Source organism: Stieleria mannarensis (genome assembly GCF_014154935.1).
GTDB classification, from domain to species: Bacteria; Planctomycetota; Planctomycetia; order Pirellulales; family Pirellulaceae; genus Stieleria; species Stieleria mannarensis.
Window position 1 is genome coordinate 12,847 of the sequence record NZ_JACEHH010000053.1, and the last position, 17,485, is coordinate 30,331.

Annotated in this window: 10 protein-coding genes; 1 reads left to right on the forward strand and 9 read right to left on the reverse strand. The window is 61.2% G+C overall.

Translation table 11 applies throughout. The features are described 5' to 3' along the window. Window positions 1-64: 64 nt before the first annotated feature. From H1B37_RS26825 to H1B37_RS26840, 4 genes are read right to left on the reverse strand one after another with little or no spacing between them, the layout of a single operon-like run. Window positions 65-2,350 (reverse strand): hypothetical protein, encoded by a 2,286-nt coding sequence (locus H1B37_RS26825; RefSeq protein WP_182870358.1) that lies wholly within the window; start codon window positions 2,348-2,350, stop codon window positions 65-67. A gap of 20 nt (window positions 2,351-2,370) precedes the next feature. Further along, window positions 2,371-3,507 carry an HlyD family secretion protein gene (locus H1B37_RS26830; protein ID WP_182870359.1) on the reverse strand — a complete coding sequence of 379 codons (1,137 nt, stop codon included), beginning with the start codon at window positions 3,505-3,507 and terminating at the stop codon, window positions 2,371-2,373. Continuing rightward, entirely contained in the window at window positions 3,498-5,264 is a 1,767-nt protein-coding gene (locus tag H1B37_RS26835) for a biotin/lipoyl-binding protein (protein ID WP_182870360.1), read from the reverse strand. Before H1B37_RS26835 ends, H1B37_RS26830 begins: the two co-directional genes overlap by 10 nt. Window positions 5,265-5,291: 27 nt before the next feature. Continuing rightward, window positions 5,292-5,591, reverse strand: coding sequence for a DUF202 domain-containing protein (locus tag H1B37_RS26840; protein WP_182870361.1), 300 nt, complete (start codon window positions 5,589-5,591; stop codon window positions 5,292-5,294). 1,106 nt (window positions 5,592-6,697) lie between these two features. On the opposite strand from H1B37_RS26840, the gene H1B37_RS26845 reads away from it, so the two are divergent. Further along, window positions 6,698-9,691 carry a vitamin B12-dependent ribonucleotide reductase gene (locus tag H1B37_RS26845; protein ID WP_182870362.1) on the forward strand — a complete coding sequence of 998 codons (2,994 nt, stop codon included), beginning with the start codon at window positions 6,698-6,700 and terminating at the stop codon, window positions 9,689-9,691. A 143-nt stretch (window positions 9,692-9,834) separates the two neighbouring features. Here H1B37_RS26845 and H1B37_RS26850 read toward each other — a convergent pair whose 3' ends face one another. The 5 genes from H1B37_RS26850 to nusA all read right to left on the reverse strand — a co-directional run bounded on the left by H1B37_RS26850 (window position 9,835) and on the right by nusA (window position 17,354). Beyond that, complete coding sequence (locus H1B37_RS26850; RefSeq protein ID WP_182870363.1) at window positions 9,835-10,581, reverse strand: YebC/PmpR family DNA-binding transcriptional regulator; 747 nt, start codon at window positions 10,579-10,581, stop codon at window positions 9,835-9,837. Between the two features lie 77 nt (window positions 10,582-10,658). Next, window positions 10,659-11,771, reverse strand: coding sequence for a hypothetical protein (locus H1B37_RS26855; RefSeq protein WP_182870364.1), 1,113 nt, complete (start codon window positions 11,769-11,771; stop codon window positions 10,659-10,661). A gap of 108 nt (window positions 11,772-11,879) precedes the next feature. After that, window positions 11,880-12,326: a 30S ribosome-binding factor RbfA gene (gene rbfA, locus H1B37_RS26860; protein ID WP_182870365.1), complete on the reverse strand. Its 447-nt coding sequence runs from the start codon at window positions 12,324-12,326 to the stop codon at window positions 11,880-11,882. 104 nt (window positions 12,327-12,430) lie between these two features. Beyond that, complete coding sequence (infB, locus tag H1B37_RS26865; protein ID WP_436298905.1) at window positions 12,431-15,430, reverse strand: translation initiation factor IF-2; 3,000 nt, start codon at window positions 15,428-15,430, stop codon at window positions 12,431-12,433. Window positions 15,431-15,818: 388 nt separating this feature from the next. Next, window positions 15,819-17,354 (reverse strand): transcription termination factor NusA, encoded by a 1,536-nt coding sequence (gene nusA, locus H1B37_RS26870; RefSeq protein WP_182870367.1) that lies wholly within the window; start codon window positions 17,352-17,354, stop codon window positions 15,819-15,821. Window positions 17,355-17,485: the final 131 nt, after the last annotated feature.

Genomic DNA, 17,485 nt, shown 5'->3' on the forward strand with positions numbered 1-17,485 from the left:
CGTTCCGATTCAATGCATTATAACCTGCCAACCGACTTTCGCTCGACTCCCCCAACACGCGGTGTCAAAGTCCGCGATATTGCGAGGCTATCAATCGTCGCAGCCGGTTCCAGAGGCTGGTCGAATCGACGTGGATTTCTGCGCGGACCACCGATCGAGACGGCAAGGTCAGCGGCAACGGATCCTCCAACGTGATTCGAACCCAATACAGCGTGTCCCGATCTTGTGAATCCTGAGATTGCGAGTCCGGCGATTTCGATCGATCGATCCCGGCGACGTCGCCCGTTGACAGCTCTGGAGGGATCGATTCCCTGACGGCACGGACTATCTGTCGCACGGTTCCCCGGCCGCGCCGCGACGACATCGACGCGTGACGCACCCGAACCTCTTGTTGGGCAGCGACCCAATCAATTTGATCTTGATCGACCAACGCGACTCCGTTGCGATCGATGGGGTGTCCGACCCAACCCAACAACGTGCTGCGTGGAACCCATTGTCCGCATTGCAATCGTCGGTCGCGGGCGTCGACCGGCCGCGGGGCCGAATGCACAAAGCGACCGGCCGAGCGGGCGACAAGCGTCAAACGATCGACACGCCGGGTCAGGACCCGATGCTGCTGTTCGGCCGCGTCGCGGCGTTTGACCGAGAGTGCCAGCGCGGTCGGGTTCGCCCCTGACGATCCTTTGCGTGATTCCCAGGCCGTGACCAGTGCGGTTGCGAGCTCCAGTTCGGCTTGGGCGCTGGCAAGCTGGTCCTCCAAGGCGTCGTTTTGCAGCCGCACCAACACCTGACCCGCCGTCACCTGGCTTCCCGATTCGGCGAGTGCGACGATCCGCCCGGATTCCAGCGCGCGGAGTTCCTGTTGATCGGCGGCGACGACCAACATTGGCACCACAACGTGCTTGGGAAATGGGATCACCATGCCGACGGCCAACAGCAACAACGCAGACGTCACCACCGCGACCGCCCGGCGATGTTGCCACCATCGTTGCGGCGGTGCGGCCATTGACGAATTGGCCGCTGATGATTCCGCGTTCGCCGAGTCCACCGAGACGGGTGCGGGGGCTGGCGGTTGCAGCACGGGACCGACGGCCCGCAAGACCATCGATCCCAGCAGCGTCCCGGCAAACGCGGCGCCCAACCACCCCAGGCCGACATCGACCGAGGCGTGGTAGATCAACAAAGTGATCACGCCGACGACGAACAAGCGATACAGTGCGCTGGCGGCGGCGTAGAGCAACAGTGCGCCGGGCGGAACGACGCGGCCGAGTGATTCATCCGGTTGAACATCCGCCGCAGCGCCCCAGACCAGTCGCCTGGCCGCGTGACGCAGCACCCCGCCAGCACGCTGGGCAAGATTGGGGACGCCGATCCAATCGGCCAACATGAAGTAGCCGTCGTAACGCAGTAACGGATTGCCGTTGATCAGCAATGTCGAAACGCCACCGACGACCATGACGACGAGTGCCAGGTCGTGAAGGACCGACGGTGCGGTCACCGCCCAAATCACCGTCGCCAAACCGGCCAAGCACAATTCGGCCAGCATGCCGGCGGCCGAAACCAGCACCCGCTCGCTGCGTCGGGGCACACGCCACAGGTCGGAAACGTCACAATACAAACAGGGCGTTGCGAACAACAACATCACACCCAATTCACGACATTCCGCGCCGACCCGACGACACGCCAGCACGTGCGCCAGCTCGTGAACCGATTTGACCAACGCGATCGTGATCAACAGACCGACCAGCCAACGCGGGTCGCGGCGGGCAAACGCCGATGAGACTTCAGCTGCGAAAACATCAAAGCGGCCGACCAGCAGCGCGATCGCTAACATCGCAAGGCACATCGGCACGATCCAAACCGTTGTCGAAAAGACATTTCCCATGGACGGATCTGCCGGACCCAACCAGCGGTTCGGATTGAATCCCGGCAACCGAAACGCAACCAGGCGGCTGACAAAGCGAACGATTCCCCCGGCTTGCGCCGATCGTGTGTCGGATGCTGCGGCCTGTGATTGCAGCGCTCGATCGATCGGGCCGGCTTGACCGACCGACACCAGCAACCCCTTACGGCGGGCTTGCGTGTAAAACGACAGCAGCGCGTTGAGGCTGGATTCCAGCGGTCGGATCGTCGCGGCGGCCAACTGGCACAGCTCGCGAACTGACTGACCGCCATCGGCCAGTTCCAACAATCGCTTCTCGACTTGCGAAAGACAAAACCACTCACCGGCCAACGGATCGTTCACGACCCAGTAGCCGTCCGCCTCGCCGATCCCGTCGACCCAACAGAAGTGCAGGTCCCTCCGCAGCCGCCAGAGGTCACGGCCGCGCGTGGTGGCGTGGGGTTGCATACTGCCCCGCGTCGCTCCATTCACCATTGGATTTCCACGCGATCCCCCGGAAAGAATTCGCTGCCGGGCAGACGAACCAGGAATCGAAATTCACCGCTGACGCGATCGCGTTCTGGGCTGACGAAATCGATCGTGCCGAGGACTTCTCGGTCCGCCGATCTCAAGCGGACCTCTTGCCCGGGCTTCGGTCGGACACCACCGCTGAAGAAGCCTTCGGCATGCAATTGATCCAGATTGATCACACGCACCACCGAGTCGCCGGGGCGAACCCATTCGCCGCGTCGTTTGTAGATCTCCACCACGACGCCATCGATCGGAGCGACGACCCGATGGCGGGCCACGTTCAGTTCGGCGATGTGCAGTGTTTTCTGTTTCGTTTCAATCTCGATCCGTAGCAACTCGGCGTCAGACTCGGCCACCGAACGTCGCAACTGGGCGCGTTTGGCGGCCAACTCGGCGATCTTGACGCCCTGGGATTCACTTTGGGCGGAAAGCTGGTCCATCCGCCGTTCGAACTCGGCCTGGATGCGTTCCAGTTGTGAACGGTCATATTTCAGCCGCAGATTTTCCAGCTCGGATTCGGAGACGCTGTCGGCGAACGTCTCCCGCGCCTGGACGGCTCGGGACCATTCGTTCTTGGCGACCGCTTCGGCCTTTTCCGCTGCCGAAACGCGAACCTGGTTGAGCGATTTTTCCGATGCGATCTTCGCCAACAGACGTTGTTGTTCCAGCACCGCTTCCTTTTCTTGGGATTCCGTTTCGGCGATCAGGTCGTCGCGATACTGGCTGGATCGCTGTCGGCTGGTTGCCAGCTCGGTGGCCGCCAGCTCGCGGCGGGCCTGGCTGATGTGGTCGTCGATTCGCGCGATCACTTGGCCGGCTTTGACCGGATCGCCCAGGCTGACTTCCAAGCTGCCGATCGGCCCCGCTTCCAGCGCCGGGACTTCGACTTGATCGATCAGCTTGATCACCAGCGGACCGATGACTTTCGGCATGGCCGCTTGCGGATCCTCCGCTGCGGCGGTCTGCGCGATGCAAAGCATCATCGCGATGGCGGTCCACTGTGCCAGGCGACCGAAGCTGACGATTGGGCCGCGATCGCCATCGAGTATGAAGCGATAACGACGCGTTGGAAACCGATCGTTGTTCATAGCCATCCCCATAATCTGAGTTGTTCGATCACCTTGCGCGACAGGACAAACCCGGCCGCGGCCGAATTGCAATCGATCCAGCCGACCACACCGGCGTCGGCGGAGAACATGGTGTCGTGTTCGTTCGGCTGGATCGAAGCCGCAACGACCAGGCGTCCGAAGCGATCCAACGAGGCCGAGGGGGCCAACCCCAGCAACGTTCCCTGGCGCTGCCGCTGGGGCTGAGACCGCAGCCGGAATCGGCACTCGACCGGATCCACGGCCTGTCGTTCGATGGCGGCCAACACATAACCGACTTCGCGGTCCGGGACATCCAGTTCGACCCGATACCCGTCGGCAGGATTGATCACGCGAATCACGGCGTCGCCGCGTTGAACCGGGCGTGGTGTCTGGAGGCCGCCGAGATCGTCGTCAGACATCAGCAAGGTGACGGTTCCCGCGACCGGGCTGTGCACGACCAACTCGTCGCGGCGTTTTTCTAGCAGGGTGATCTGCCGGCCGAGTCCATCGCGGCGGGCTTCCAAGACGCGGCGATCCGATCCGACGTCCTGGCCGGATTCGTCACCGCGCCGCGTTGCCGCAATTTGTAACTGTTCCTCGACCGTGATCAACTCGCCGCCCAGACGCGTGATTTCCAATTCCAGGTCGTGGCTGGAGAATTCACAGAGGACTTGACCGCGGGTCACTTCCATCCCGGATTCACATGCCAGACGCTCGATTTGCCCGTTCACCGGCGCGTGAACCACGGTTTGGGTTTGCGGTACGATGCGGCCGTCGGCGGCGACACGAATCGTGATCGGGTACAGACAAAGGACAAGCAGCAGCGCGACCCCAGCGGCCAGTCGCCAGCGGGCGGCCGGTTTCCGCCAAATCGCTCGGCATCGGTCCCAGGCATTTTGACCTTGCCGGCGTAGGACGTCGGCAAGCGCGGTATCAAACAACTGACGCCGCAGTGGCGAAAGATCGCGGGAGTCTCGCATTGTGGTGTCACGTGATGTCGCTTCAAAACGCTCGCCGATCACCAGGATTTGATCCGCGCCCAACCGTGTCGCGTGTAGCTGCGTGGCGTTCCCGGTTTTCAGAAACGATTCAATCGCATCGCCGTCATCGTGTCCCAGCGTGACGACCAAACCCGGATGGTCGTCCAGCGTTTGATCGATTGCTCGGGCGACGTTCTGTGTCCGCCACACCTGGTCAGCTCGTCGGTCGAATCGAGCTTGGACCGAGGAGCCGATCATTTCGTAGTGAGCACCCGATCGTCGCAGCAGACTCAATCGATCGACACGCATCGTTCGGGCCAGCTCGGCGGCGATCCGATGCAACCGCGTGTCGGCATCGCCATCGGCAAACAGCTCAGCGCTCAGGTGCGTGAGCGAGTCGAGTTCGTGTTGCGATTGGGACAAACCGATTCGGGCGACGGCCGCGACCAATAGGCTGCCGATCGCCGGCAACGCTTCCTCGATCGCCTGCCGCGTCGCGGGCTCGGTCGGCGGCGAGGATCGCAGCCACAGGTGAATCGTCAGCGACGAGGTTTCGGTCACCGGCGGCTGGGATTGCAGATCTGGATCCCGCGCGAGTGGTTGGCCGCGGCGACAGATCGGCTGGTCGGCGGGGAAAAAAATCGCGACGGCCGCAATTGCGCTCAGACGCTGCATGAGATCGTCGGCGGTCTGCGGAAACAGCTCGCCGTCGATCGGTGACTTCAGCCGGTCCTCGAGCCGCGCGATGACGTCGGCGCACCGATCCCAGGGATCATCGGGCATGGCTGGACCACCGACCTGGCATGATGGTTAATCCTCGCGGACCGTGTTAAGTCGCCGTTTCAAGGACGCGAATCGGTACGTGCCGATCGCCCCGACGATCCCGCCACAGCCGATCAAGCCCCAACCGAGCACGACGAAATCGAACGACACGTCTAAGAATTTAACCAAAGACACGCCCGTGGCGACCAACATCAACGCGGAACGGCCGTACGCCAACAGCGTTCGCTCGTTGGCAAGGTCGGTCCGGATCAGCGCCAAATTGGGGACCGCTTGCGGGGGCGGGGGGGAAGACGGTGCTTCCTGTGGGTTCGACGGATCAGGGTTCATTGGGATGATTGTTTGGAAATTCTCACCGGAAAAGGTCGTGCGGTTTTCAACCTTTGATCCATCAGGCGTTTACGCCTTCACCCGCCCGCTGGGAGGGTCGCGGAGGAGTTTACGCTCGGAGCGGGGAGGGTTTGTTGTGGCTCAGTTATACCAAACACCACCGTTCGACCCTCCCCGCGCTACGCTCGACCCTCCCAGCCTGGGAGGGTGAAGTCTTAACTTGGCGCCGCTGCCCCTCGCTGCGTTCGACCCTCCCAGGAGAAAAATTAATTCATAACCTGATGCCGCGTCCCTCACCCGGAAAGGACGCCGTACGCTGGTTGGCCGAACGGCTCTCCGTGGATCATCAAGAACGCACCCATTGTTGTGCATCGACTCCCCGGAAACCTATCCCTGTTGGTTTCTGTTCCAATGGCGGATTCTTTCTCTTGGGGCACGCGACGACTCGCTAAAGTCGACCCGCGCTACCCTGTTTGCCCAGTCCTCCAGGTGGTTTGAGCTCCGGTAGAAAAGTTTTTGCCACTCACATGTTTTCCACGAAGCACCTAGTCGACCACGGAATCTTCACTAACCCTTCATCTCACCAAGGTTTACGTCGACGGCCGGTGGAGGCGTAGTTCGACGATGCTAGCGAAGGCGTCGACGTAACCCATTACCAGAGAAAGGCTTGCAAAACGTCCGGGAATTTCATTGACACTCTACAAGCAATCTCTAAGATTCTCCGCGTCGCCCATATTTAGTGCCCGTCGCGTCAAATCTCACTACCGGTAGTGACATCATTACTGGTATTGCTGGATTTGTCGCGGCCGGCCCTGTAGGAAGACTTGCACGGTTGGGAAGGATCCCTGGAGGACTTCTTTGCTGTTGTCTCGGCATCCTCAACTTGGGTCGGCGTGATTGGTGTGTTCTTCTTTCCTTTTATTTCACGGACGACCAAAACCATTCAATCAGTGCGATCGGGCGGCCCGGGGAAGGTGACTTGGGGGGCTGATCAAGCCGAAGAGGCGGCGCACGATGCGGGGCAGAAACGTTCGCGTCGGACGACCTACTGAAGGACAATCGAATGGAGTTGGTCCCACGGACGATTCACGGAGTTTGTTTCAACGATGGCAACTGTTCTCCCCACTCAATCTCAGTCTTCGGCCGGTGGTGACCCTGACTTTGAAAAGGTCAACGAGCAACACGGGGTGGAGTATGCGACGCGCGTGTTTGGCACGACGCTTCGCGGCGACCGATCCGGGCTGAAGATCGATCCCGTTTTTTGCCCGGCCGACGGCAAGACCCCCTTTGCAACGACGCAGTGGGAACTGCGTTCGGCGGCGATCAAGGATGAAAACGGCAACGCGCTGTTCGAACAGCACAACTGCGAAGTTCCCGCCAAATGGAGCCAGCTGGCGACCAACGTTGTGGTCAGCAAGTACTTTTACGGGGACCCCAAGAAGATGGACGAGCGGGAGCGCTCGGTCCGTCAGCTGGTGCACCGGGTGACGCGGACGATCGCCGACTGGGGGCTGGCCGACGGTTATTTCGACACGCCGGCCGATGGCGAGAATTTCTATCGCGATCTGACTTGGTTGTGCCTGCACCAGCACGGTGCGTTCAACAGCCCGGTCTGGTTCAACGTCGGTTTGCACCAGCAATACGGTGTGACCGGGGCGAAGTGCAATTGGGCGTGGAACCGAGAGGAGAATGAAACGTTCCAGCCGGAGAATCCCTACGAGTTCCCGCAGGGCAGTGCGTGCTTTATCCAAGCCGTCGAAGACAACATGGAAGACATCATGCGTCTAGCGTGTGCCGAGGCGATGCTGTTCAAATTCGGTTCGGGAACGGGAACGGATTTGTCGACGATCCGGTCCTCGCGCGAAAAGCTGTCCGGTGGCGGAACGCCGTCGGGGCCGTTGTCGTTCATGCGAGTGTACGACTCGATCGCCGGGGTGGTCAAAAGCGGCGGAAAGACGCGCCGTGCGGCCAAGATGCAGTCGTTGAAGGTCTGGCACCCGGATATCTTGGAGTTTATCGAGAGCAAGTGGTCGGAGGAAAAGAAGGCCCATGCGTTGATCCGCGAAGGCTACGATTCGAATTTCAACGGCGAAGCCTACAGCAGCGTTTGTTTCCAGAACGCCAACCTGTCGGTTCGTTTGACCGATGATTACATGCATGCGGTCCGCGACGGCCAGCGTTGGCAGACGCGTTGGGTGACGGACAAGGCGACCGGCGATGCGCCCTCGTATGACGCCAAAGAACTGCTGAACAAGATGTCCGAATGTGCCTGGCACTGCGGTGACCCGGGCGTCCAATACGACACCACGATCAACCGTTGGCACACCTGTCCCAACAGCGGCGCGATCAACGCGTCCAACCCGTGCTCGGAATACATGTTCCTGGACAACACGGCGTGCAACCTGGCGTCAATCAACTTGATGAAGTTCGCCGGCAGCGACGGTTCGTTCGACGTCAAACGTTTCCGCGCCGCGGCTCGTCTGTTCTTCATCGCCCAAGAAATCTTGGTCGATCACGCCAGCTACCCGACCGAGCCGATCGCTCGCAACAGCCACAAGTACCGCCCGCTGGGACTCGGTTACAGCAACCTGGGTTCGCTGATCATGTCGCGTGGGATGGGATACGATTCCGACGCCGCACGCGGGTTGTGTGGATCGTTGACGGCGTTGATGCACGGCGAAGCCAATCGCACCAGTGCCGAACTGGCCGGTGTCGTCGGTCCGTTCGACGGTTACGGCGAAAATGAAAAACCGATGCTGGGCGTCATGCGAATGCACCGCGAAGCGGCCGACCAGATAAACGACGAAGGCCCGGCGGAGCTGAAACAAGCCGCCCAAAAGCTGTGGGATGACGTCTTGGAGATCGGTGAACGCTACGGTTTCCGAAACGCCCAAGCGACCGTGTTGGCACCGACCGGCACGATCAGTTTCATGATGGATTGTGACACGACGGGGATCGAGCCGGACATCGCGCTGGTCAAATACAAGCAGCTTGCCGGCGGAGGCATGTTGAAGATCGTCAATCAGACCGTCGCCCAGGCCCTGAAGAAGCTCGGTTACAACACCGACCAGATCGAAGCAATCCTGGCATTCATCGACGTCAACGACACGATCGAAGGTGCACCGGAATTGAAGACCGAACACTTGCCGGTGTTCGATTGTGCCTTCACACCGGCCAACGGCGTGCGAAGCATTTCCTGGCGGGCCCACATCACGATGATGGCCGCCGCACAGCCGTTCCTGTCCGGGGCGATCAGTAAGACCGTCAACATGCCGCAGGACGTGACGCCCTCGGATATCGCCGACGCCTACTACTGGGGCTGGGAATTGGGACTCAAGGCCATCGCGATCTACCGCGACGGCAGCAAGCAGTCACAACCGCTGAACACCAAATCCGATGAAGGCGAAGAGGCGGTCAGTAAGAATGTGGTCACCAAGACGGTCGAGAAGATCGTTTACAAACCGCGGCGGGAACGGTTGCCCGATACCCGCAGCAGCGTGACGCACAAGTTCACCATCGCCGGCCACGAAGGCTACCTGTGCGTCGGGCAGTACCCCGACGGACGACCGGGCGAAGTCTTCATCACGATGGCCAAAGAGGGATCGACCGTCGGCGGCATCATGGACAGCTTCGGCACGGCGCTTTCCATCGCCCTGCAGTACGGCGTGCCGTTGGAAGTGCTGGTCAACAAGTTCAGCCACACCCGGTTCGAACCGATGGGCCACACCAGCAACAAGGACATTCGGATCGCCAAGAGCGTGGTCGACTACATCGCACGATGGTTGGGGCTGACCTTCATGAGCAAGGACTCCAGCGTCGCGGCCGACCCGGTGCCGACGGTCCCCAGCGATCCGATCAACAGCGCCAACGGTCCCGAGGTCGTCGTCGCGGATCCGTCCATCATGGCATCCGAACGGGCCAGTTTGCTGGCCAGTTTGAACGGCGGGAACGGCCACGCGGCCAAGGACGGAAACCGGCAAGACCAGTTTGCCAGGTTCCAGATCGATGCCCCGAGTTGCGATAACTGTGGCAGTATCACGGTCCGCAACGGCAACTGCTACCTGTGTCACAATTGTGGTGCGAGCATGGGTTGCAGCTGATCGACCCGGGCGACCCTCTCAAACGACGAAAGGCCCACGCGAATGCGTGGGCCTTTTTTTGGTGGGGGAGATGTAGGTCGCTTCCACGGCAGTGCGGTGCCACAACACAGCCCGGGGTCGCGAAGCGCACCCCGGGGCCTGGACTACTCGCCGGCCATCATCTCGTCGGTGATGTTCAGGTTGGTGCTGACGTTTTGGACGTCATCGTGGTCGTCGAGTTGTTCCAGCAACCGCATCGCTTTTTGACCGGTGGCCTCGTCGACGTCGACCGTCGTTTGCGGGATCAGCGTGACCTGCTTGACTTCCGTTTCCAGTTCGGCCGCTTCGAAGGCCTCCGAGAGTGCGTCGAAGCTGTCGGGCAAGCACGTAACTTGCAGCTTTCCCTCGTCGGTCTCCTCAACGTCTTCCCCGCCGTGTTCAAGCGCGATCAGGGTGACGCTTTCTTCGTCGACCGATTCGGCGTCAAAGACGAACAGCCCCTTGCGGTCGAACAGGTAAGACACACAGCCGGTTTTACCGAGTTCGCCACCGAGTTTGGAGAAGATGGATCGCAGTTCGGGGGCGGTCCGATTGCGGTTATCGGTCAGGCTTTCGCACATGATCGCGACGCCGCCGGGACCGTAACCTTCGTACAACACTTCTTCGACGCGGTCGCCGCCCAGTTCACCGGTCCCGCGTTTGATCGCGCGGGTGATGTTGTCTTTGGGCATGCTGACGGCTTTGGCGTCGTCGATCGCCTTGCGCAATTTGAAGTTCGCGGCCGGATCGCCCCCGCCGCTCTGGGCGGCCATGATGATCGCCTTGCTCAGCTTGCTCCAAAGTTTGCCGCGGGCGGCATCCACGCGACCTTTGCGGTGCTGAATGTTCGCCCATTTCGAGTGACCTGCCATGACCGTGCTCGGAATCGAAGATGGAAGAGGTGGAATCGGGGGACTTGCCCCGGCTGCGGTTTCCGCGTCAGAAGAGCCTAACGCGGTTTACGCTTGGAAAGTTTTCGGTTGGTGGATTTCTTGGTCGCCGCCTTGGTGGTCGCTGACTTGGAGGCACCCGAAGCCTTTTTGGATGACTTTGAAGACGCTTCGCCGGACGCCGGATCCGCGTCGGATTTTTTGGCCGTCACCTTTTTCTTTGCAGGTTCTTTTGCATCAGCTGGTTTGGCGGTGCTTTTTTTTTCCGCAGCCTTTTTCGCGGCCGATGGCGCGGACTTGCTGTCGGATTTTGATTTCTTGGTCGCCGACGCGCCGGGCTTGCCCTTGGCCGTGTCGGCCTTGGCGGACGATTTCTTCGTCGATTTACCTTGCTTTGCGACTTCCGCTTCCGCCTCGGCTTCCATTTCGGCGGCCGCTTTTTCTTCGCGTCGACGCTTTTTGACGCGGCGGATCGCGGCCTTCTTGCTCGCTTCCCACTCGTCGTAGCGTTCGGAGGATCCCTTGGCGACCGCATCGATCAGGGCGCGTGCCTTTTTGTCATTGTGATCCAACAACAGCGCGACGCCGGCTTGATGCAACAGTGCGGAGAACTCGACGGCCTTGTTTTTCGGGATCGCCCGTTCCAGCCCCGGGATCTTGCCGTCGGCGGCTTCGTTTTGCGACGCGATGCCGGTCGCCAACATGATCACCATGGCGGCGTAGTCGACGGGGATCGAGTGACCGCCCAGGCCGTGTTGGATGGTGTAGCTGAGCACGAACGGCGTCATCACCGGCATCGATTCGAATCGGGCGACGGCTTTGCCCAGGTTCTCTTTCTTCAGATGGTCCAGGTCGAACGCGTAAAACTCTTCGAACACGGCTTGCAGGATTTCTTTCAACCGACGCGCGGTCTTCGCCGGATCGGGCATCCCCGACAGCACTTGCGTCAACTCGGTGACGGTGGTCACGCGGACTTCGTTCCAGTCAAAGAACTCCTGCTCGCACTTGGCCAAGCCTTCATCGGCCAGGTCGTAGGGCGCGTCCTGGAGCAAGCAAGCGTACAAGAGGTGTTCGAGCAGCGGGCGCGAGGGTTGCGAAGGCGGCAGCGTGTACTTCTTTTTCAGCTCGGTGTGCAGCTTCGTGATCAGCTTGGCTCGGTTACTTGCGGCCATCGTTTTCGTGGTTCGGGAATTGTGTTTGCGGGAGTTGCGTCGTGCGTCCAGTCGCTGCGTCGCAGTCTTATCAGAGTGTTGCGTCTTGGTAGGTGTTGGCAGCGAGAATCACGAAGATTCTGGGGCGCCGGTGGCCGATGCGGGGGGATCGCCGTCGACCGGCGTGGGCTGGCCATCGGATTCCTCCGTCGGGCCGTCCTGATCGGCCTGTTGTTCGCGGCGGATCTTGCCCAGCAGTTCGCCCACCACCATGGCGTTTTCCATGCCGCGGTTGAGTTCGAATTGCAGCCGGGGCGTGTACCGCGTGTCGATGCGGTTGGCGATCTTTGATTGCAGAAACCCGGCGGAATTTTGCAGGCCGCGGAGCGAGCGTTGTTTTTGCGCCTCGTCCCCCATCACGCTGATGGACACGGTGGCTTCGCGCATGTCGGGCGTCACTTCGACAGAGATGACGGTGACGTCTTTGACGCGGGGGTCTCTAATTTCGGTCAAGATAGCCGACGCGACGACCTCGCGGATCGCTTCGGCGGCTTTCAGCATTCGACGACTGGTCACGATGAACCTGAGCGGGGAAAAAACGAGAGAAACGGTCGTTGGACTTGTCGATCGACCCGGGGCTTGGCGAAATCGCTCGGCCCCTGGGTTCGACGTGGGGCGAATCAATCCAACGTTCGGGCCACTTCTTCGATTCGGTACGCTTCCAACACGTCATCCTGTTTGACGTCATTGAAACCTTGTAAACGAATCCCGCACTCCATTCCACGAGGCACTTCTTTGACGTCTTCCTTGATACGACGCAGCGAATCCAGGGCGTAGTCGCCGATCGTTCGACCGTCGCGATTGACGCGGATACGGCAGCCGCGTTGGATGGATCCTTGTGCGACGTAGCAACCGGCGATCGTTCCGACGCGGCTGATCGAAAAGACTTGCTTGACGAGTGCCCGTCCGAGTTCGACGACGCGTTCTTCCGGCTTCAATCGGCCTTCGATCATCGCCCGGATGTCGTCGGTCAATTTGTAGATCACGTCGTAGCGTCGAATTTGGACGTCGCGTTCGTCGGCCAAGGCCCGAGCCTGTTCGTCGGGAATCACATTGAAACCCAAGATGACGGCGTTGGAGGCACTGGCCAGCGTCACGTCGGCCAGGGTGATGCCGCCGACGCTGCGTTGCAGCACTTTGATTTCGACTTCCGGGTGATCGAACTTGCCCAACTCTTTGTCGATCGCTTCCAGCGAGCCTTTGACGTCGGCACGCACGATGACGTTCAGTTTGACTTTTTCTTCGGTCTGTCCCAAGCGGCCGCCTTGCAGCATTTCTTGGAAGTTCTCGAACGAAACCGCGGTGGTGTTGCCCGAGAGCGATTGGCGGCTGGTCGCGTCGGCACGCGACGCGGCGATTTCGCGGGCGTCGGTGATGTCTTCCAGCACGTGGAATCGGTCACCCGCACCCGGCGGGTCTTCCAGACCCATCACACTGACCGGCGTGCTCGGACCGGCTTCGGTCATCGCTTCTCCGGTCAACGTGTTGCTCATCGCCCGGACCCGACCGTAGGTGGGGCCACAGACCAGGATATCGCCGACGCGGAGGGTTCCGTTTTGGACGACCAGTTTGGCGACGACGCCGCGGTCACCCTGCTGTTCGGATTCCAGACAGACGCCCAACGCGTTGCGGTCGGGGTTGGCCGTGTACTCATTCAGCTCGGCGATCGTCAGCAGCGTTTCCAGCAATTCGTCCATCCCGGTGCCGTTGATCGCACTGGTCGGAACGACTTCGACATCGCCGCCCCATTCGCTGGGCGTCAATTGATGTTCGGTCAATTGGGTCATGACGCGGTTGGCGTCGACGCCTTCCAGGTCGATCTTGTTGAGCGCGACGACGATCGGCACCTCGGCCGCTTTGGCGTGGCTGATCGCTTCTTCGGTTTGCGGCATGATGCCGTCGTCGGCGGCCACCACCAGCACGGCGATGTCGGTGACGTTGGCACCACGGGCACGCATTTCGGTGAATGCTTCGTGACCCGGGGTATCGACAAAGGTGACGCTGCGGCCGTCCTTTTCGATCTCATAGGCACGGATGTGCTGGGTGATCCCGCCGGCTTCGCCGCTGACGACGTTGATCCCGATCAGGTAGTCCAGCAAGCTGGTTTTCCCGTGGTCGACGTGGCCCAGGAAGGTCACGATCGGCGGACGGGTGACCAACGCATCGGGATCGTCGCTCAGCTCTTCGATTTCCGTGATCAACTCGTCTTCGAGCGACTCGGATTCCTTCAGCTGCAGTTCCAGGTCCAGTTCGGCTGCAACCAGTTCGGCGGTTTCGAATTCCAGCTCGGCATTGATGTTGGCCATGATTCCCATGCCCATCAACGCTTTGAGGACCTGGGCGACACCGATACTGGCTGCTTCGGAAAAGCTCCGCACGGTGCAGGGCAGTTCGATCTGCACCGGCTCCTTCCGCGGCGCGGCCGTGTTGGTTCCTTTGTGCTGCAGCGTTCGCCGTTGACCGCGGTGGTCATCGCGGCCATAGGAGCGTGACAGGTCACCGGAACGGCGTCGTTTTCCGCTGCGGTCTTGGCGGACGCCGGCCATGCCGGAAAGGCCTTTCTTGCGAGGCTTTTCGTCTTCGTCGATCCCGCGTTTGCCTTTGTCGGTAAAGCCCGACAATCCGCCACGTTTTCCGGAGGGGCGTTTTTGTTCGTCGGATTCGGCGGCCAGTTTTTCCAGCGGCGCCTTCATGCCCTGTTTGTGGCCGGCGATCAGGTCGGGGCTGAGTTTGATTTCCGGCTTCTGCGCTTTGGGTTCGCCCTTGGCCTTGGCGGGGACTTCCGGCGGAGCGTCGGGCAGCGATGCCAGGTTCACGGCGATCCGCGGCTCGCGGCGTTTGGATTTCCCTTCACCCTTTTTGCCTTCACCTCCACCACTGGAGCGGTTGTCCAGGGAGCGAACTCGCCCGGCACCGCCGGTGTTGCCGCGAACGGCCAGGGGGCCGGCGGGGCGTTGGGGGGGCGCGGTGCGTGTCGGCGGCGTCGGCTTGGCGGGCGACGCGGGTTCCGGCTTGCGGGCCGGCGGCGACGGAGCTTTTTCGGGCTTGGCCGGCGACTTGGGCGCCGGGCCTTTGGCGGCCGGTTTTTCCGCAGCCGGTGGTGCTTTGGGAGACGACGGTGCACCCGACTCCTTGCCGCGTGCGACGCGGCCGGCGAGCCCGCTGCTGCGTCGGCTGGTGGCCGGCAGTCGGACGTCGGGGGATTGGGCGGGTGTCTCTTCTTTGGCGGCAGCCGGCGGCTCGGAAACCGGGGGCAGCGGGGCGGGGGCCCGCAATTTCGGTTCCGGCTTGGCGGCGGGCTTGGGTTCGGCGGGCGCTTTCGCAGCTCCACCACCGCCCTTGGAAACGGATTGTAGATTCACGGGCTTTCGTTCGGGCCGGACGGCCTCGCGTACGGCGACGGGCTTGCTCTCTTTGACTGCCGTCGCGGTTGAAGCCGGAGCGGGTGCCTTTGCCGTATCGGCACCACCGCTTAGATGATCGCGCACCCGTTGGACTTCGTCATCGGTCAGACTGGCGAGTGCCGAGCCCTTTCCGGTGATGCCAACTTTCTTAACGAGATCAACCAGATCTTTACTATCGAGATTAAGTTCTTTTGCGAGCGCGTAAATGCGTGCCACTGGGTCCAAATCCTGTCAAATTGGGCGGAACCCACCATGCCTCTCGTGCATTGCCTGCTTTTCTCATGGCGGCGTTCCAAATCTTCTTTTCTAAAGGTCACATAAAAAGCTCCTCCATCGGCCGAGACTCAGCACGCACGTCGCACGCGGTAGCGTCCAACGGGCGACCGAACCAAGTCTCAATCTGACGCGGTGAAAGGTTAGACCGCGAGAGCGTGGAACGGGGTAGGCCGGGATGGTTTTCGTCTTTCAGTTAATGGTCGGGCCAAGTCGAGGAAATCGAAATCGCCCGCGTTGGAAGCAAAGGATAGCGAAAAAGACCGTCTTCGCAGAGGTCCGACCTGGGGGCAAGCCTAGATTTCACTCGACTTTTTCCCTCAGCACCGCTCTAGCCTTCCTGGGGCGACTTAACCTCCGATGCTTCGGCGGGCTCGGAATCGTCCGATGACGCCTCTGCCGGGGATTGCTCGGCCCCGTCTGAAGGGCTGCTTTGCTCCCCTGCTTCGGTTTCGCTCGCCTCGCTCCCTCCGTCGGTTGGTTCCGCTGCGGGCTGGTCGGCCGCCTCCGTTGCTTCGGCTTCCTCGGTCGCTTCGGCCGCCGGCTGTGCTTCGGCTTCGGCCGCCGGCTGTGCTTCGGCCGCCGGCTGTGCTTCGGCTTCGGCCGCCGGCTGGGCCGCTGCCTCGGGTGCGGGTTCTGGTTCCATCACTCCGGCGGCTTCGGCTTCCTTGTGCAGGCGTTCACGTTCCCGGCGGGCTTGCCGTTCCTGTGCCGCCGCTTCTTCGGCTTCCTCTGCCTTTGCCTCGGCAGTGTTGACAATTAAATCGACCTGCTCCTCGGTCAACCCGCTCATTTCCATGAAAGCATCGGGTTCGATGACGGATAAATCGTCATAGGACAAATATCCCTGCTCGACCAGAATCTGGGAGATCTCCGGGGTCATTCCTTCGAGCTGGCTGAACGCTTCGACCGCACGTTCGATTTGTTCTTCCAGTTCGCCGCCGGTCATGATTTCGATGTCCCAGCCACAGAGCTTGCTGGCCAGGCGAACATTTTGCCCTCGGCGTCCGATCGCGAGCGACAGTTGGTCTTCTTGGACCAGGACGATCGCGCGTCCGATCATGTCACACAGCAGCACCTGTTCGACTTCGGCCGGCTGCAGGGCGTTGGGGATCAGCACCTCGGGGTCTTCGCTGTAGCGGACGACATCGATGTGTTCGCCGGCCAATTCCTCGCGGACGGCTTTGATGCGGCTGCCGCGGTAGCCGACACAGACGGCGATCGGGTCGACCTGGCTGTCTTCGCTGCTGACGGCGACCTTGCTGCGGTAGCCGGGTTCGCGGCTGATGGAATTGATCGCGATCACCCCCTCGCTCAGTTCGGGGATCTCCTGTTCGAACAGCCGTTGGACCAGCTGGGGGCGGGTTCGGCTGAGCACCACGCGGACTCGGTTGCCGGTCGCTTTGACTTCGAACACCACGGCCCGGACGCGTTCGCCGGCGTGCAGGGTTTCGCCGGGGATCTGTTCGCTGCGTGGCAAGATCGCTTCCACGTTGCCCAGATTGACGGTTGCCACGCCGCCGTCGGCGCGGCCGATGATCCCCGCGACCGTGTCTCCGATCTGCTCGCGATACTCCGCCATCAGCGAGTCGCGTTCGGCCTCGCGGACCTTTTGGATGATGACTTGTTTGGCGGTTTGGGCGCCGATCCGGCCGATCTGGTCGTCACCGAGTTGTTCGCCGTCGAGCGAGGCGGCGATGCGTCCGTTTTCGCGATTGAGCTGGACCTGGATATCGGCGTCTTCGCCATATTGTCGCTTTGCCGCGGTCTGCAAAGCCGCCTCGATTGCCGAGAACACGAGTTCGGTGTCAATATTTTTTTCGCGGTGAAGCGAATCGACATATCGGAGAATGTCTTGTGGGTTCATAGCAAGCGTCGCGGCATGCGCTGGTTGGGCGGAATCGGGCTTGGTTCAGGGCCTAGGCGAGCAATCGAGCACTGATCGACGGCAAAAAATAAACCCGGGCCTTGGGGCAGGACCGGGCAGTTGCGTGTACC

Excerpts from the sequence above, each read along its gene's own strand:
- H1B37_RS26850 (WP_182870363.1), bottom strand. The coding sequence starts at position 10,581 with ATGGCAGGTCACTCGAAATGGGCGAACATTCAGCACCGCAAAGGTCGC.
- nusA (WP_182870367.1), bottom strand. The coding sequence starts at position 17,354 with ATGAACCCACAAGACATTCTCCGATATGTCGATTCGCTTCACCGCGAA.
- H1B37_RS26845 (WP_182870362.1), top strand. The coding sequence starts at position 6,698 with ATGGCAACTGTTCTCCCCACTCAATCTCAGTCTTCGGCCGGTGGTGAC.
- H1B37_RS26855 (WP_182870364.1), bottom strand. The coding sequence starts at position 11,771 with ATGGCCGCAAGTAACCGAGCCAAGCTGATCACGAAGCTGCACACCGAG.
- H1B37_RS26840 (WP_182870361.1), bottom strand. The coding sequence starts at position 5,591 with ATGAACCCTGATCCGTCGAACCCACAGGAAGCACCGTCTTCCCCCCCG.
- H1B37_RS26835 (WP_182870360.1), bottom strand. The coding sequence starts at position 5,264 with ATGCCCGATGATCCCTGGGATCGGTGCGCCGACGTCATCGCGCGGCTC.
- H1B37_RS26825 (WP_182870358.1), bottom strand. The coding sequence starts at position 2,350 with ATGCAACCCCACGCCACCACGCGCGGCCGTGACCTCTGGCGGCTGCGG.
- H1B37_RS26830 (WP_182870359.1), bottom strand. The coding sequence starts at position 3,507 with ATGGCTATGAACAACGATCGGTTTCCAACGCGTCGTTATCGCTTCATA.